The organism is Stenotrophomonas sp. 2694 (genome assembly GCF_040548715.1).
Taxonomy (GTDB): Bacteria; Pseudomonadota; Gammaproteobacteria; order Xanthomonadales; family Xanthomonadaceae; genus Stenotrophomonas; species Stenotrophomonas indicatrix.
Genome location: NZ_JBEPSG010000004.1, coordinates 283214 through 298920, shown reverse-complemented (window position 1 = coordinate 298920; position 15707 = coordinate 283214). Strand labels below are relative to the sequence as shown.

13 protein-coding genes are annotated in these 15707 nt (G+C 67.5%); 5 read left to right on the top strand and 8 right to left on the bottom strand.

Annotation, left to right across the window (positions count from 1 at the left end; translation table 11 throughout):
* Positions 1–11 precede the first annotated feature (11 nt).
* Positions 12–578, bottom strand: coding sequence for an elongation factor P (gene efp / locus ABIA73_RS07880; RefSeq protein WP_006379771.1), 567 nt, complete (start codon positions 576–578; stop codon positions 12–14).
* Positions 579–675: 97 nt separating this feature from the next.
* On the opposite strand from efp, the gene epmB reads away from it, so the two are divergent.
* On the top strand, positions 676–1716 hold the full coding sequence (gene epmB / locus ABIA73_RS07875) for an EF-P beta-lysylation protein EpmB (RefSeq protein WP_033831580.1): 1041 nt from the start codon (positions 676–678) through the stop codon (positions 1714–1716).
* 4 nt (positions 1717–1720) lie between these two features.
* On the opposite strand, the gene ABIA73_RS07870 is transcribed toward epmB, so the two are convergent.
* Positions 1721–3847 carry a putative bifunctional diguanylate cyclase/phosphodiesterase gene (locus ABIA73_RS07870; RefSeq protein ID WP_025876393.1) on the bottom strand — a complete coding sequence of 709 codons (2127 nt, stop codon included), beginning with the start codon at positions 3845–3847 and terminating at the stop codon, positions 1721–1723.
* Between the two features lie 413 nt (positions 3848–4260).
* On the bottom strand, positions 4261–5031 hold the full coding sequence (locus ABIA73_RS07865) for an RNA methyltransferase (protein ID WP_059064673.1): 771 nt from the start codon (positions 5029–5031) through the stop codon (positions 4261–4263).
* Between the two features lie 120 nt (positions 5032–5151).
* On the opposite strand from ABIA73_RS07865, the gene ABIA73_RS07860 reads away from it, so the two are divergent.
* On the top strand, positions 5152–5979 hold the full coding sequence (locus ABIA73_RS07860) for an inositol monophosphatase family protein (protein WP_025876387.1): 828 nt from the start codon (positions 5152–5154) through the stop codon (positions 5977–5979).
* A gap of 716 nt (positions 5980–6695) precedes the next feature.
* Here the strand turns inward: ABIA73_RS07860 and htpX are convergent.
* Positions 6696–7562 carry a protease HtpX gene (htpX, locus tag ABIA73_RS07855; RefSeq protein ID WP_025876385.1) on the bottom strand — a complete coding sequence of 289 codons (867 nt, stop codon included), beginning with the start codon at positions 7560–7562 and terminating at the stop codon, positions 6696–6698.
* Between the two features lie 92 nt (positions 7563–7654).
* Here htpX and gluQRS point away from each other — a divergent pair, with 92 nt between their 5' ends.
* The 3 genes from gluQRS (at position 7655) to phaR (ending at position 10057) form a co-directional block, all read left to right on the top strand.
* A complete protein-coding gene (gluQRS, locus tag ABIA73_RS07850) occupies positions 7655–8575 on the top strand; it encodes a tRNA glutamyl-Q(34) synthetase GluQRS (protein WP_354275614.1) in 921 nt (306 codons plus the stop codon).
* Positions 8576–8592: 17 nt separating this feature from the next.
* Positions 8593–9333, top strand: a complete 741-nt coding sequence (phbB, locus tag ABIA73_RS07845) for an acetoacetyl-CoA reductase (RefSeq protein WP_025876381.1) — start codon at positions 8593–8595, stop codon at positions 9331–9333.
* 178 nt (positions 9334–9511) lie between these two features.
* Complete coding sequence (gene phaR, locus ABIA73_RS07840) at positions 9512–10057, top strand: polyhydroxyalkanoate synthesis repressor PhaR (RefSeq protein ID WP_025876379.1); 546 nt, start codon at positions 9512–9514, stop codon at positions 10055–10057.
* Between the two features lie 81 nt (positions 10058–10138).
* On the opposite strand, the gene ABIA73_RS07835 is transcribed toward phaR, so the two are convergent.
* The 4 genes from ABIA73_RS07835 to ABIA73_RS07820 all read right to left on the bottom strand — a co-directional run bounded on the left by ABIA73_RS07835 (position 10139) and on the right by ABIA73_RS07820 (position 15639).
* Entirely contained in the window at positions 10139–11077 is a 939-nt protein-coding gene (locus ABIA73_RS07835) for a TraB/GumN family protein (protein ID WP_025876377.1), read from the bottom strand.
* 2 nt (positions 11078–11079) lie between these two features.
* Positions 11080–12009 carry a DUF1684 domain-containing protein gene (locus ABIA73_RS07830; protein WP_354275613.1) on the bottom strand — a complete coding sequence of 310 codons (930 nt, stop codon included), beginning with the start codon at positions 12007–12009 and terminating at the stop codon, positions 11080–11082.
* Positions 12010–12020: 11 nt separating this feature from the next.
* Complete coding sequence (gene mutL, locus ABIA73_RS07825) at positions 12021–13928, bottom strand: DNA mismatch repair endonuclease MutL (protein ID WP_025876373.1); 1908 nt, start codon at positions 13926–13928, stop codon at positions 12021–12023.
* Between the two features lie 133 nt (positions 13929–14061).
* Complete coding sequence (locus tag ABIA73_RS07820) at positions 14062–15639, bottom strand: N-acetylmuramoyl-L-alanine amidase (RefSeq protein ID WP_025876371.1); 1578 nt, start codon at positions 15637–15639, stop codon at positions 14062–14064.
* Positions 15640–15707: the final 68 nt, after the last annotated feature.

Genomic DNA, 15707 nt, shown 5'->3' with positions numbered 1-15707 from the left:
GCTGCGCCGGATTACTTGACGCGCGAGGAGTACTCGCCCGAACGGGTGTCGACCTTGATGATTTCATCCTGGTTGACGAACAGCGGCACGCGCACTACGGCGCCGGTTTCCAGGGTGGCCGGCTTGCCGCCGCCGCCCGAGGTGTCACCGCGGACGCCCGGATCGGTCTCGGTGATCTTCAGTTCAACGAAATTCGGCGGCTGCACGAAGATCGGCGAACCGTTGAACAGGGTCACGATGCAGGACTCCTCGCCCTTCAGCCACTTCTCGGCGCCGCCCATGCCGGCCTTGTCGGCCTGCACCTGCTCGAAGGTCTCCGGGTCCATGAAATGCCAGTACTCGCCGTCGCTGTACATGTAGTCCATGTTGGTATCGACCACATCGGCCACTTCCACGTCGTCGGTCGCCTTCATGGTCATTTCGACCGTGCGGCCCGACTTGATGAAGCGATAGCGCACGCGGGTGAAGGCCTGGCCCTTGCCCGGCTTGATGAACTCGGTCTCAGAGATGACGGCCGGTTCATTGTTGACCAGGATCTTCATCCCGTTCTTGACATCGTTCATGCCCGCAGTGGCCATGCTCAAGCTCCTCAAATGGCGAAACCGCCGCGCGTGCGGCGAGCCGGATAGAATGGAAAGCCCACCGGAACCCCGGCGGGCAACTGTTTATGTGTCCATGATAACCGCAGGCCCCCTCTCCATGCAGCTTTCCGCCTTCCCCCGGACCCAGTCGCCAAGCGCGCCCGCGCGCTGGCAGCAGCTGTGGCGGCAGGCCCTGCGCGACCCGCAGACGCTGCTGGCCCGCCTGGATCTGGATGCCGCGGCGCTGGGCGTATCGGAGGCGGCCATCGCCCAGTTCGCGCTGCGCGTGCCGGAGGGTTTCGTCGCCCGCATGCGCCGTGGCGACGCCCACGATCCGCTGCTGCGGCAGGTGTTGCCGATCGACGCGGAGATGCGCCCGGCGCCCGGGTTCAGCTTTGACGCGGTGGGCGACGGCGCGGCCAAGAAGGCCACCGGGGTCATCCAGAAATACCGTGGCCGCGCCCTGCTGGTGGCCACCGGCAGCTGTGCCATCAACTGCCGCTACTGCTTCCGCCGGCATTTCGACTATGGCGCCGAGAACGCAGCCAAGGGGGGCTGGCAGGAGGCCGTGGAGGCCATCGCCGCAGACCCGGACATCGATGAGGTGATCCTGTCCGGCGGCGACCCGCTGTCGCTGGCCACGCACAAGCTGGCCGAGCTGACCGATGCGCTGCGCCAGATCCCGCACATCCGCCGGTTGCGCATCCACACGCGCCTGCCGATCGTGCTGCCCGAGCGCGTGGACGAGGAACTGCTGGCCTGGCTGGGCAGCCTGCCGTGGCCACTGGCGATCGTGGTCCACGCCAACCACGCCAATGAATTCGACGCCAGCGTCGACATGGCGATGGCCCGCCTGCGTGGCATCGGCGCCCAGCTGCTGAACCAGGCGGTGCTGCTGCGCGGAGTCAACGACAGCGTGCAGGCGCTGCAGGACCTGAGCGAACGCAGCTTCGCCGCCGGCGTGCTGCCGTATTACCTGCACCAGTTGGATCGCGTCGAGGGCGTGGCCCACTTCGAAGTGGACGACATCCAAGCCAAGGCCCTGATTGCAGGCCTCACTGCCCGGCTGTCCGGCTACCTGGTCCCCAAGCTGGTCCGCGAACTGCCCGGCGACCCGAGCAAGCGCCCGCTGTAGCGCCTCACGCGCCCGATTCGATCATCCGCACCACTTCGGTGGCGGTGACCGGGTGGCTCAGCCGGTAGCCTTGACCCAGGTCGCAGCCACGCTGGGCCAGCAGCTCGAACTGGGCCTCCTGTTCGATACCCTCGGCCACCACCGTGATGCCCAGTGCGTGGGCCATGGCGATGATCGCCGTGGTCAGGGCCAGGTCGTCCGGGTCGCGCTGCATGTCGGCGACGAAGCTTTTGTCGATCTTGACGCCGTCCACCGGCACCTGCCGCAGGTGGCTGAGACCGGAGAAACCGGTGCCGAAGTCGTCCAGCCACACCTTCACCCCGGCCCGGTGCAGGCGGTCCAGCAGCTGCGCGGCCAGCATCTCATCGCCGATCACCGCCGTCTCGGTCAGCTCCAGGTGCAGGCGCGAGGCCGGCAGGCCCGACTCCTGCAGGCACTGTGCAACCAACGCCGGCAGCTCCCCGCCGCGCAGCTGCCGTGGCGACACATTGACCGAGACGAACAACTCGTCACCGGCCACGCCGCGCGGCCACTGCACCGCTTCCATGCAGGCAGCACGCAGCACCTTCGGACCGATGATCTCGATCAGGCCACTCTGCTCGGCCACCTCGATGAACACCGATGGCGGAATCGTACCCAGCGTCGGGTGCTGCCAGCGCAGCAGCACTTCGACACCGACCATGCGGCGGTCACGCATGCGGAAGATCGGCTGGTAGGCCAGCCGCAGCTCACCGCGCTCCCAGGCACCGCGCAGTTCCTGTTCCATGTGCACGCGCCGCTCGACCGCGTGATCCATGGCCCGGCTGTAATAGCGATAGCAGTTCTTGCCGGCCATCTTTGCCTGGTACATCGCGATGTCGCCGTTCTTCAGCAGCGTCGTCGCATCCGCGGCATCGTCGGGGAACAGGGTCACGCCGATCGAGGTGCCCAGGAACAGTTCCCTGCCCTGCACCACCAGCGGCTTGCCCAGCTCGCGCACCAGCACTTCGGCCAGCAACCGCGCATTGGCCGCAACATCGCCATCACCAACGAGGATCACGAATTCGTCGCCGCCGAACCGCGCCAGCACGGCATCGTCGCCGCCGGCCTCGGTCACTGCGCGGCCGATGCGCTGGGCGAACTGAAGCAACGCCTCGTCGCCGGCCTCATGGCCCAGCGTGTCATTGACCCGCTTGAAATCATCGATATCGGCAAACAGCAGACCCAACCGGTGATTGGATGCACGTGCGGCCATCAATCGATGGTCCAGCGCCTCGCGGAAGGCCAGGCGGTTGGTGAGCCCGGTCAAGGCGTCGGTGTAGGCCATGCGCCGCACTTCGCGGTCGTGGCGGGCGATCGCATCACGCATGCGGGCAAAACCGCGCACCAGTTCCCCGACCTCGTCGTCGCGGGTGTTTTCGCGCAGCGGCGCCTGGTAGTCGCCCGCTTCGATGCGCCGGGCGGCCGCGGCCAGCTCGCGGATCGGCGCCACCAGCGTGCGCTGTACGTACAGGATCACCACCACGCCGATCACCACCAGCAGGCCAAGCATCAGCAGCAGCCAGCCCAGATGCCGGCTTCCCATCTGCTGCAGCCGCTCACCGAGGGTCGCGTTGGCCGCCTGCTCACGCTGCAGCACTTCATCCAGCGCCATGCCGACGCGGACACCACCGATGCGTTGTTTGCCCACCCTGATCGGCATCGCGTTGTCGAGCACCGTGGGCGACTGCTGCACCACCAGCGACTGCGCGGCAACCGCCCCGGCCGCCAACGGATCGGTCATCGGCCGCCCGGATCCGGGCACTCCGGCCGAGCCGTCGTGGACCAGCCGCCCGCGGTCGTCGAACACCAGTACGTAGCGCACCACCGGCTGCCGCGAAATGCTGCGCACCAGCGCTCCGACCTGGTCCAGGTCGTTGTTGTGGAGCGGACCGGCAAGCGCATCGGACAGCTCGCGCACCATGGCCTCGCCACGGCTGCGCACGCTGCGGTCGAACAGTTCGTGGATGACGCCGTTGCTGAGCGACCTCACCTCGCCCTGCATCGCAGCCTGCCGCCCCAGCAGCACGGCCAGGATCGCCACCACCACCAGCATCGCCCCGCCCATCGCAAGCAGGAACCGGGCCTGCATCCCCGAGCCGAGCAACTTCATTCCACTTCCATCCGCACGCGCGTCGACCCTTGTTTCAAATCATCCCGCCACGGCTGCGCATGCGCATCGACGCGGCGGAAACCGGAAGCCCCCAACACCTTCTGCAACGCACGCTGCACCCGTCGAAGACAGACGACACGCGGCAAGCCGGCGGACGCCCGGCCTGATACCCCCGGCGCCGGTCCGGCACCCTGCCGGTCCACACTGCCAAGCGCATGATCCTGCGTCATCGCGAGTTGCCCCTCATCGCTGCCCAACGCCCCTTCTGTGAACCGGGCGCAGCATGCGCCGTCCCGGCCAGCAGGGCCAAGGCCAGGCGCAGCAGTTCCCCCTGCATTGCCCTACGCAGACCCGACACAAGCATCATCCCCCCGGGGTATCCGGACAGACTACCCGAAAAAATGAGACCGTCGTCAGCTGTCCTTGCCGTTCTTCTGCGCCAGCCGCGCCATGCGCTGGGTATCGGCCAGGATGCCGCGCAGCAGGCGCACTTCCTGCTCGCTGGGCTCGCTGCGCAGGAACAGGCGGCGCAGCTTGCGCATCGCCGACTCGGGCGCGCGTCCCTTGTGGAAATCGATCTCGTCCAGAGTCTCGCCAAGTTGGGCGAAGAAGCTCTCCATCTGATCGTGGCTGGCAGCCTGCTCGCGGTTGTCCGGCTCGGTCGCGGCCACCGGCTGTGCGCCGAGCAGCTGCATGCGCACTTCATAGGCCAGCACCTGCACTGCGGCGGCCAGGTTGAGCGAGCTGAACTGCGGGTCGGACGGAATGTGCACGGCGGCATGGCACAGCTGCAGCTCCTCGTTGGTCAGGCCGGTACGCTCGCGACCGAACACCAGCGCCACCTCGGCACCCTCGCTGGCCTTGGCCACTGCGCGGGCGGCGGCATCTGCCGGCAGGAACTCCTCCAGCTGGACCCGGCGCGCACGTGCGGTGCACCCCAGCACGAAGCGGCAGTCGGCCACGGCTTCGGCCAGCGTGGCCACCACCGGCGCGTCGCCGAGCACGTCCTCGGCGCCGGCCGAGCGCCGGAAGGCCTCTTCATCAAGCGGCTTCTCCGGCGCCACCAGGACCAGGCGGGCCAGGCCCATGGTCTTCAGGGCACGGGCGGCGGCCCCCATGTTGCCGGGGTGTTGGGTCCCGACCAGGACGAATCGGAGGCGGGTGGCGACAGGAAACTGGGACATGAACAGGGAAAATGTCGAGCTGGACGAAGACCAATGGTAAACTGTGCGGCCGGCCACTGCGCCGGACCCGCTCTTTTCCCCCGCCAGCCCTTCTCTTCTGCCCTTCCGGGAGCCCATGCCATGCAGAAACCCGCCGTCACCGTCATGGTCAAGGCCGCCCGCCTCGCCGGCAACGTCCTCTTGCGCAACATCAACAAGCTCGAGGCACTGAATGTAGTCCAGAAGGGCCGCATGGACTACGCCAGCGAAGTCGATGCGGACGCGGAAAAGGTGATCGTCAAGGAACTCAAGCGCGCTTACCCCGAGTACGGCATCTTCGGTGAAGAAGGTGGCGTGCAGAGCGAGCGTCGCCACATGTGGGTCATCGACCCGCTGGACGGCACCAGCAACTACCTGCGCGGCGTGCCGCACTACTGCGTGTCGATCGCCCTGGTCGAGAACGGCGAGCCGACCGACGCGGTGATCTTCGACCCGCTGCGCAATGAGCTGTTCACCGCCAGCCGTGGTGCGGGCGCCGTGCTCAACGACCGCCGCATCCGCGTGGCCGACCGCAAGGATCTGGAAGGCACCATGATCCACACCGGTTTCGCCCCGCGCGAGCGTGCCCGCGCCAGTGCGCAGCTGAAGTCGCTGGACGCCCTGCTGGTGCACGCCGAGGACATCCGCCGCTCGGGTTCGGCCGCGCTGGACCTGGCCTACGTGGCCTGTGGCCGCGCCGACGCCTACTTCGAGGCCGGCGTGAAGGCCTGGGACATCGCTGCCGGCGTGCTGCTGGTGCGCGAAGCCGGTGGCAAGGTCTGCGACTTCAAGGGCGCGACCCCGGCCCGCATGGACAACCGCGGCCCGGACACCCAGCAGATCGTGGCCGGCAACCTGAAGGTGGCCGAGTCGCTGCAGAAGGTGCTGGTCAACACGGGTTACGCTGCCGAGTTCGACGCGAAGTTCTGAGTTCGCGCGTAAAGCGGTTCATGGAGACGGCACCTGCGAAGGTGCCGTTTTCGTATCCGCAGTGATCGTGCTTGTCACTTTCTTTGCTCGTGCACCGTGCTGCAGGAGCAGCGCGGAACGGCGGAGCCGGCCCGTAGGGTGGCGCACAGGGATGTGCGCCATCAAGAAAGTAACCAAAGAAACACGCCGCCAGTACGCAAGCCGGTGCTACGCACCGGTCCCCTGCGCTTCTCGGCGAACCAGGGGACGGCGCCGAACTCGCTCAGACATCGGCGCCTCTGCGCCCCTGATTCCCCTGCGATGCTCGGCTCGCTGCAAGGCGGACCCAAGATCAAACGCCACAGCTGCACCCAGTAGATCCACGCCATGCGTGGATGCTCTTGCCGTTGATCTTGATCTTCCGGCCCGCCTTACAGCAAGCCGAGCACCGCAGGTCCGGCGAGGGCGAAGAGGCGCGGGTGTCTGAGCGTAGCGAGTTCCCGCGCCGTCCCTCGGCGGACCGAGAAGCGCAGGGTACCGGCGCGTAGCGACGGCTCGCGGCCGGCGGCGCGTTTCTTTTGGTTACTTTTCTTTTCGCGCGAAAAGAAAAATGACGCCCCTCCGCGGTCGCGGAAACGATCCGCCGGGCATGGCCCGGCGCTACCGACGCGTGGGCGCGCAAACAAAAACGCCCGGCGCGAGGCCAGGCGTTCCTGCACGGCTCTACAAGCGGAGGCTTATGCCACCGTCGACGCCCGCAGCGCGGCGATGCGCTCTTCCAGCGGCGGGTGGCTCATGAACAGCTTCTTCGCCGTCGACCCGGCAATACCGAAGGCGGCGATCTGCGTCGGCAGGGTGCTCTGGCCGTGGTTGAGCTGCAGCCGCTCCAGCGCCGAGATCATCTTCTGGCGACCGGCCAGCGATGCACCGCCGGCATCGGCACGGAATTCGCGGTGGCGCGAGAACCACATCGAGATCATCGTGGCGAACAGGCCGAACACCATCTCCAGCACGAACACGATGATGTAATACGCAAAGCCACGGCCACCACCTTCGCGGTTGCCCGACAGCGCGCTGTCGATCACCCCGCCGACTACGCGGGCCAGCACGATCACGAAGGTGTTCAGCACGCCCTGCAGCAGTGCCATGGTGATCATGTCTCCGTTGGCGACGTGGGCGATCTCGTGGCCGAGCACGGCTTCGGCTTCGTCCTCGCTCATGTTGTGCAGCAGGCCGGTGGACACCGCCACCAGCGCGTTGTTGCGGTTGGCACCGGTGGCGAACGCGTTGATCTCCGGGCCGTCATACACCGCCACTTCCGGCATGCCGATACCGGCGGCCTTGGCCTGGCGCTCGACGGTGGCCAGCAGCCAGCGCTCGGTCTGGTTGCGCGGCTCGGTGATCACCACCGCACCGGTGGAGCGCTTGGCCATCCACTTGGACAGCAGCAGCGAGATGAGCGAACCACCAAAACCGAAGATGGCCGCCATGACCAGCAGGCCGCTCATCGAACGGGAGTCCACGCCCAGGATTGACATCACGATGCTCGCGAGGATCAGCACCGCGAGGTTGGTCGCTAGAAAGAGGGCAATACGGGTGAACATGGGAAATTCCGGCTCGGAAGGGGTCGATATCCGTCAATCTGCGGTGCAGTCAGCTTGAATTCAAGCGCCAACCTGACCGACGATTCAGCTGCATGACCTCCTCCCTCTCCTGCGGCCGCTTCGCGCCCTCGCCCACCGGCCTGCTGCATCCCGGCTCGCTGCTTGCCGCCTTCGGCAGCTGGCTGCTTGCGCGCCACCATGGCGGCCTGTGGCGGTTGCGCATCGAAGACGTCGACCCACCCCGCACGGTGGCCGGCGCCGCACAGGCGCAACTGCAGGCGCTGGCCGCCTTCGGCCTGCTTCATGACGGGCCGGTGATCTGGCAGAGCGCGCGTGGCGACGCCTACCAGACCGCGCTGGACCGCCTGCTGGCCGATGGCGACGCATTTGTCTGCCACTGCAGTCGGACCGATCTGGCCGCCAATGGCGGCATCCACCATCGCTGCGTCGCGCGGCAGGCACGACCGGACCCAGCCGTCCGCTTCCGCGTGCCGCCCGGCAGCATCGTGCGCTTCGAGGATGGCCTGCGCGGCCCGCAGCAACAGGATGTCCATGGCGAGGTCGGTGACTTCGTACTGCGCCGCGCCGACGGCTGCTGGGCCTACCAGTTGGCGGTGGTCGTCGACGATGCCGCGCAGGGCGTGAACGAAGTCGTGCGCGGCGCCGACCTGCTCGATTCCACCGCCAGGCAGATCCTGCTGCAGCAGGCGCTGGACCTGCCGACGCCGCGCTACTGGCACCTGCCGCTGCTGCTGGATGCACCGGGCCACAAACTGTCCAAGTCACTGGCCGCGCTGCCGGTGGATGCCGGCGCGCCGGTACCGGTGCTGCGCCGGTTGTGGGAACTGCTGGGCCAGCCGGGCACCGCACTGGACGGCATCGACGACCGCGACGCGCTGTTGGCCGCCGCGCAGCGCAGCTTCAACCCCGGCCTGCTGCCGCGCGCGGACATTCTGCTGCCGGCCGGCGCACTTTCCGCGCCGATGTTGCAGAATCCCCCTTCCCCCACCTGACATCCGGACAGCTTTCCATGACATCTCGCGTCGCACTGGTCACCGGCGGAACCGGCGGCATCGGTACCGCCATCTGCCAACGCCTGGCCGACCAGGGCCACCGGGTCGCCACCAACTACCGCGATGAGACCAAGGCCCGCGCCTGGCAGCAGGCGATGACCGAACGCGGCTACCACGTGGCGATCTTCCCGGGCGATGTCTCCGACTCTGCCAGCGCCGAAGGTCTGATCCGCGCGGTCGAGGCCGAACTGGGCCCGGTCGAGATCCTGGTCAACAACGCCGGCATCACCCGCGACACCACCTTCCACCGCATGCGCGCGGAGCAGTGGCACGATGTGATCAACACCAACCTCAACTCGGTGTTCAACGTCACCCGCCCGGTCATCGAGGGCATGCGCCGACGCGGCTGGGGCCGGGTCATCCAGATCAGCTCGATCAACGGCCTGAAGGGCCAGTACGGGCAGGCCAACTACGCCGCCGCCAAGGCCGGCATGCATGGCTTCACCATCTCGCTGGCGCGCGAGAACGCAGGCTTCGGCATCACCGTGAACACGATCTCACCCGGTTACGTAGCCACCGACATGGTGATGGCGGTGCCCGAGGAAGTGCGCGCCAAGATCATTGCCGACATCCCGACCGGGCGCCTGGGCAAGCCGGAAGAAATCGCCTACGGCGTGTCCTTCCTGGTGGCCGAAGAGGCCTCGTGGATCACCGGCAGCAACCTGGACATCAACGGCGGCCATCACATGGGCTGGTAAACGGCGCCAGGGCCTGAAAGCCCGTGCTGCACCCTGCCGTTGGTCATGCTGCGCAGCACGCAAAGCCTTGCTGCGCAACATTCCGGCGACGGAAAGCCAAGCCTGGCGGGGGCTGGGGCGGTTGCAACCGCTGCTGCACTGCGCCATGCTGCGCGTCTACTGTGACGAGTACCGCTTCATGGCTGCGACCCGCATCATCAAGAAGTATCCGAACCGCCGTCTGTACGACACCGAGATCTCCAGCTACATCACCATCGAGGACGTGCGCCAGCTGATCCTCGACGGCGAAGACTTCGAAGTCCGCGACGCCAAGAGCGGCGACGACCTGACCCGATCGGTCCTGCTGCAGATCATCGCCGACCAGGAACAGGACGGTGAACCGATGCTCTCCACCCAGCTGCTGAGCCAGCTGATCCGCTTCTACGGCGATTCCCTGCAGGGCTTCATGGGCAACTACCTGGAGCGCAGCATGCAGGTCTTCCTCGACCAGCAGCAGCAGTTCCGCCAGCAGATGGGCAACCTGCTGGGGCAGACGCCGTGGGCGATGATGAACCAGCTGACCGAGCGCAACCTGGAGTTGTGGCAGGAGTTCCAGCGCAACATGGGCAGCGGTTTCGGTGGCCCGCGTCCGGGCGGCACCGGAACGGGCACCGGCGCGGGTACGGCCGGCAAGCCGAACGATCCGACCGGCGGCACCGGCACCGGCGGCAAGACCCGCCGCTGAGCCCCCCGCCCCGGCGGATACGAAAACGGCGCGCCATGGGCGCGCCGTTCTGTTTTGAACGCCTCCACGCGGGGCGTGGTTCTACTTCCTGCAGCCCTTGCAGACCCGCTCGACCTTGTACCCCTTCGCCCGCAGCTTCTCGACCACGCCGTCGTTGCCCAGCAGGTGCAGGCCGCCCACCACCACCAGCGTGCCGCCCTGCCCGGCCTGCAGGTACGGCAGCAGCTTGGGCACCCACGCATCGTTGCGGTCGGTATTGATGCGCTGGTACAGCTGCGGATACTTCTGGCGCATCTCCACGCCCATCCGGCTCCACAGCAGGCGATCGTCGCCGCGGCGCCAGGCCTCATGCAGCATCTGCGCCTGGGCGTCCCCCTTGCCCGCTTCGTCCAGCGCCTCGGACAGCATCTGCCGCTGCTCCTGCACGCTCATGCCATCAAGCAGGTTGATCTGGCTGGACATGTCTTCCAGGCCTGCGGTCTTCTTGCCGGCCTTCTGCGCCCGCTGCATGAAGTGCCGGTCCAGCCCCAGCTCGGGGTCCAGGCCCAGCTTCTGCATCTGCCCGACGGTGATGGTCAGGCCGACGAACCACGCTTTCATGCCCTGCAACTGCGCCAATGGCAATTTGTTCTGCGTCGCATAGGCCTGCAGCTTCTGCCAGGTCGGCGCATCCAGGTCACGCTTGAGTTCGCTGCCGTCCTTGCGGGTAGCCACCTGCACCATCTGGCTGGCCATCTGCGGCGACTGCAGTTCCTCAGGGGTCACTTCGAACAGCACACGCTGCGAGGCTTCGAATGCCTGCTCGACCTCGGTCGACAGTGGATAGTCCTGCGGCTTCAACAGGTGGAAGGAACCCAGCAGGTACAGGCGTGCATCTCCCTGCCCGGTGACCTTCCACAGCAGCGGCACCGGCGGCTTGCCGGCCGTGGCTTCGGCCGGCGCATCGCGCGCGACGGCCAACGGACCGACGGCGCAGGCAGCGAGAAAAACGGCACTGCGCAGCAACAGTTTCATCAACATGTTCAACCCTCTCCTTCAGGCAGGTGATACGTCTTTTCACCCGCTTCCACGCGCAGGTCCAGGCGGTTTTCCGGCGGCGCCAACGGACAGGTCGCATAGGCGGTGAACGCGCACGGTGGGTTGTGGGCGTGGTTGAAGTCGATCGTCACGTGGCCGTCGGCCGTGGGCGCATCGGTATCCAGATAGCGGCCGGCAGGGTAGCTGCCGTGGCCACTGGTACGGTCGGCAAAGATCAGGAACAGCGGCTGCCCCGGTTCGCCGATCGCTTCCAGCCGCCAGCTGCGGCCGTCGCGATCGAATTCCACGGCACCGGCGTTGGGCATCTCGGTGGTCAGGCCGGTGATGTCCACGATCGGCAGGGTCTTGCCTGGCGGATGCGCGATGAAGCGCGCCTGCACCTGCCATTGCGGGCCACCGGGCCAGTACTGCAGGCCGGCGAAATCGCGGCGCGCCGGTGCATCGGCATGCTTGACCCGCAGTGCATCGCGCGGGCCGCGACGGATCAGGCTGAGCTGGCCCTTGCCACCATCGAAGGCCAGCAGGGTCGGCTGCGGATCCTTGTCGGTATCCATGCGCACACGCCCACGCACGGGCTGTCCATCAAGGGTGACATCCGTGCCGGACTCCGGCGTGAACCACCACTGGTCGCCTTCACGGCGCAGCAGGCCCAGCTTGGCCGGCCCCACCGCCAGGCGGATGCCGCTGGTGTCGACGCTGCCGACGAAGTGCGATCGGTTCTGCAACCAGTGCAAGCCGACCAGCGCGGTCCAGCCATCGGGCCGGGTCAGGTCCTGGTAGCGCAGCACCCGCCATTGCTGTTGCTGTGCGGCGAAGGCCGGATCCTCAACGGCGGCCGGTGCCGGCGTGGGTGCCGGGCTGCAGGCCACCAACAACAGGGCCGCCAGCAGGCTGCCCATTCGGCAAAATCGCATCGGTGCTCCCCTCAACGTCCGCGCAGGAACCAGCGGTCGATCTCCGCCAGCGAAAAACGGGCCCAGGTCGGTCGGCCGTGGTTGCACTGGCCGGACCGCTCGGTGATTTCCATGTCGCGCAGCAGCGCGTTCATTTCCGGCACGGTCAGGCGCCGGTTCGCACGCACTGCGCCATGGCAGGCCATGGTCGACAGCAGCTCATCGCGCGCAGTGGCGATGCGACGGCTCTGGCCATGCTCGCGCAGGTCGGTCAGCACATCGCGCAGCAGGCCTTCGGGCTCGGCATGGGCCAGCAGCGCCGGGATGCTGCGCACGTGCAGTGCGCCCGGTCCGGCACGGGTGATCTCGAACCCGAGCGCAGCCAGCGTATCGGCCTCCGCCTCGGCGGTATCGGCCTCGCGCTCGCCCACCGCCAGGGTGATCGGCACCAGCAACGGCTGCGACTGCAGGCCGATGCCATCGTGCGCATTCTTCAACCGCTCGTAGCCGATGCGTTCGTGCGCCGCATGCATGTCGACCACGATCAGGCCTTCGGCGTTCTCGGCCAGGATGTAGATGCCATGCAGCTGGGCAACGGCGTAACCCAGCGGAGGTACGCCGGCGTCGGCACTGGTGACCGGCAATCCGTTCTCCATCGGCATCGGCGGCAGTGCCGCACCGCGCTCGGCACCCGCTGGCGACGCATACAACGCAGCATAGGCGGCGGGTGCGTCGGCCACCTGCAGGCCCAGCGGCTGCTGCGGGCGCCAGCCAGAGAAGCCGCCACCACCACCGCCGCCCTGCCCGGCACCGGGCGCCGGGCCGCGTACGTAGCCGAAGCTGGACGCCGTCGCGCCCGGCATCGCCGCCGCAGGGTCGCCTTCGGCCGGATGCCCCGCGCCGGCACCGATCTCCTGCGCGGTCATGCCGGCACGGGTGTCGGCCAGTGCATCCTTCAGGGTGCGGTAGACGAAGTCATGCACCAGCCGCGAATCGCGGAAGCGCACCTCATGCTTGGCCGGATGCACGTTCACATCAACGCGCGTCGGGTCCAGCTCCAGGAACAGCACATACGCTGGCTGGCGGCCGTGGTACAGCACGTCGCCGTAGGCCATCTTCACTGCATGGGCGACACTGCGGTCACGTACCGAACGTCCGTTGACGTACAGGTACTGCTGGTCGGTGCTGGCGCGCGAATAATGCGGCTGCGCGATCCAGCCATGGAGGCGCAGGCCGGCACTGCTGTGGTCCACGCGCACAGCCTGGTTGGCGAAGTCCTCGCCCAGGGTCTCGGCCAGGCGCACGTCCGAATACAGGTCGCCTGGCTTGTAGCGACGCGAGGCCTTGCCGTTGTGCGAGACGCGCAGCTCGACATCGGGACGGGCCAGCGCCAACGAACGCAGCCACTCTTCGATATGCCCCAGTTCGGTGCGCTCGGCGCGCAGGAACTTGCGCCGCGCCGGCACGTTGTAGAACAGCTCGCGCACTTCCACCGTGGTGCCGGGCGCATGCGCGCGCGGGGTCACCTCGCCGATCTTGCCGCCTTCGATCTGCAGTGCCGAACCGTGCTCATCATGGGCACGGCGCGAGGCCAGGGTGAAACGACTGACCGAGGCGATCGACGGCAGCGCTTCGCCACGGAAACCCAGCGTGGCCACCGCTTCCAGCTCATCCAGGTTGGCGATCTTGCTGGTGGCGTGCCGCGAAACCGCCAGCGGCAACTGTTCTGCGGCAATGCCGCTGCCGTTGTCGCGGATGCGGATCAGGCGCACACCGCCTTCTTCCAGCTCGATATCGACGCGGCTGGCGCCGGCATCGATCGCGTTCTCAACCAGTTCCTTGACCACCGATGCGGGTCGTTCGACCACTTCACCGGCGGCAATCTGGTTGATCAGGATTTCCGGCAGCGGCCGGATCGGACGCGGATCGGGCGCGTTCATGGGCAGGCAAGGCAGGCAGACGTCATGCCACGATGATAGCGGAGCGGCGCCAGGGAGAGTCGAGATCCACCGTACGCGGCGCCAGCCAGCCAGGCGTGGCCTGGCTCCTGCGGACGCGGGCGATCCCAGCGGGTTACTTGCTGCCGCCCGCCACGGTGCTTGCAGCGTCGATCTCGGCCTGCGCGCGCGCGGCGTACAACGTGCCCGGCGGCGGTTGGCGGCTGAAGAAGGTGTGCACGCCATCCAGCACCGCACCGGCGACCTTGCGCTGGTAGGCCGGGTCGATCAGGCGGCGCTCTTCATCCGGGTTGGAGATGAACGCGGTTTCCACCAGCATCGCCGGCATGTCCGAAGTGCGCAGCACGGCGAAGTTGGCGCGCTCGATGTTCGGCTTGTGGTTGTTGCCGATACGCTTCAGGCCGCCCAGCACGTGCCCGGCTGCGTCCTCGGAGGATTTCATGTAGCCGCTCTGGGCCAGGTCCAGCAGGACGTTGGCCAGCGTGCCTTCGGTCTGCTGCAGGCGCACGCCACCGACCAGATCGGCGGCGTTTTCCTTGTCCGCCAGCCAGCGTGCACGCTGCGAAGACGCGCCCTTGGTCGACAGCACATACACCGACGAACCGGTGGCCGAGCGGTTTTCGGCGGCGTCGGCATGGATCGAAATGAAGATGTCGGCCTTGTTCGCACGCGCCTTCTGCGCACGCATCGGCAGCGGGATGAACACATCGCTGTCGCGGGTGAGGAAGGCTTTCAGGCCAGGCGTGGCGTTGACCTGGCGAGCCAATTCACGCGCCACCGCCAGGGTGACATCCTTTTCGCGCTTGCCGGTGGGGCCGATGGCGCCCGGATCCTGGCCGCCATGGCCCGGATCGATCGCCACCACCAGGTGACGCATGCCCGGCTGCATGCGGATGCGCGAGGCATCGCTGGGCATGGTCGGACGCGGCGACTCGGTCGGCGCAACAGGTGTCGGCACCGGCTTCGGCTGGGTGGCCACAACTGCAGTGGTGGCCTGTCCAGCCAGGATGGCTGCCGGCGACGACGTCGGGGTGCTGCTGGCGGTGGTGCCTGCTGCCGCCATCTGCACCGGGGTGGTGCTGGGTGCCGGCGTCGGCGCGGCGGGTGCCGCAGCGCTGGCACTGGCCTGCTGCTGGACCTGCGCGGTCAACAGCGCAGTGGCTCGCGCGGCATCACCACGGGACTGTGCGGTTTGTGCCGGGGTCGGGCCCGGGACCGGAGCCGGACTCACCGAAGATGCCGCTGGCGGCTGCGTCGGCGCAGGCGTCGGCGCGGGGCGACTGGCGGCCACGGCCGGGCCATCGCCCGGCCACTCGATCACCAGCTTGGATTCATTGCCTTCGCGCTGCATCTGCGGGCGGAAGGGGGCAACCGTCTCGGCCAGGTCGAATACGACACGGAAAGTGCCCGGCACCGGCTGCCCGGTCCGCACCGCGGTCACCACGCCCTGCGGCGAAGGCATCTTCAGGTTGCGCACCGCGCTGGAATCGGGGAAATCGACCACCAGCCGGTTCGGGCCGGCCAGCGACAGGGTCTTGTAGCCACCACTGCCGACCAGCGCGATTTCCGCGCGGGTTCCGGTCGCACCCGTATTGAGCAGCACCTGGCGGACCTCACCGGCCCACGCACTGACGCTCGCCAGACCAAGTCCGACGGCGGCACAGATGGCAATGAGTCGATTCCCCGGGCGCATGACTCAGGATTCAATCACCGCACTGAACGGAATGCAACACCTTTTTCCTTAATAATCCGTAACCTGCC

Coding starts and splice junctions, on each gene's coding strand:
- phaR (WP_025876379.1), top strand. CDS start 9,512: ATGGCTGCGACCCGCATCATCAAGAAGTATCCGAACCGCCGTCTGTAC.
- mutL (WP_025876373.1), bottom strand. CDS start 13,928: ATGAACGCGCCCGATCCGCGTCCGATCCGGCCGCTGCCGGAAATCCTG.
- ABIA73_RS07835 (WP_025876377.1), bottom strand. CDS start 11,077: ATGTTGATGAAACTGTTGCTGCGCAGTGCCGTTTTTCTCGCTGCCTGC.
- ABIA73_RS07865 (WP_059064673.1), bottom strand. CDS start 5,031: ATGTCCCAGTTTCCTGTCGCCACCCGCCTCCGATTCGTCCTGGTCGGG.
- ABIA73_RS07860 (WP_025876387.1), top strand. CDS start 5,152: ATGCAGAAACCCGCCGTCACCGTCATGGTCAAGGCCGCCCGCCTCGCC.
- ABIA73_RS07830 (WP_354275613.1), bottom strand. CDS start 12,009: ATGCGATTTTGCCGAATGGGCAGCCTGCTGGCGGCCCTGTTGTTGGTG.
- ABIA73_RS07870 (WP_025876393.1), bottom strand. CDS start 3,847: ATGAAGTTGCTCGGCTCGGGGATGCAGGCCCGGTTCCTGCTTGCGATG.
- htpX (WP_025876385.1), bottom strand. CDS start 7,562: ATGTTCACCCGTATTGCCCTCTTTCTAGCGACCAACCTCGCGGTGCTG.
- gluQRS (WP_354275614.1), top strand. CDS start 7,655: ATGACCTCCTCCCTCTCCTGCGGCCGCTTCGCGCCCTCGCCCACCGGC.
- phbB (WP_025876381.1), top strand. CDS start 8,593: ATGACATCTCGCGTCGCACTGGTCACCGGCGGAACCGGCGGCATCGGT.
- ABIA73_RS07820 (WP_025876371.1), bottom strand. CDS start 15,639: ATGCGCCCGGGGAATCGACTCATTGCCATCTGTGCCGCCGTCGGACTT.
- epmB (WP_033831580.1), top strand. CDS start 676: ATGATAACCGCAGGCCCCCTCTCCATGCAGCTTTCCGCCTTCCCCCGG.
- efp (WP_006379771.1), bottom strand. CDS start 578: ATGGCCACTGCGGGCATGAACGATGTCAAGAACGGGATGAAGATCCTG.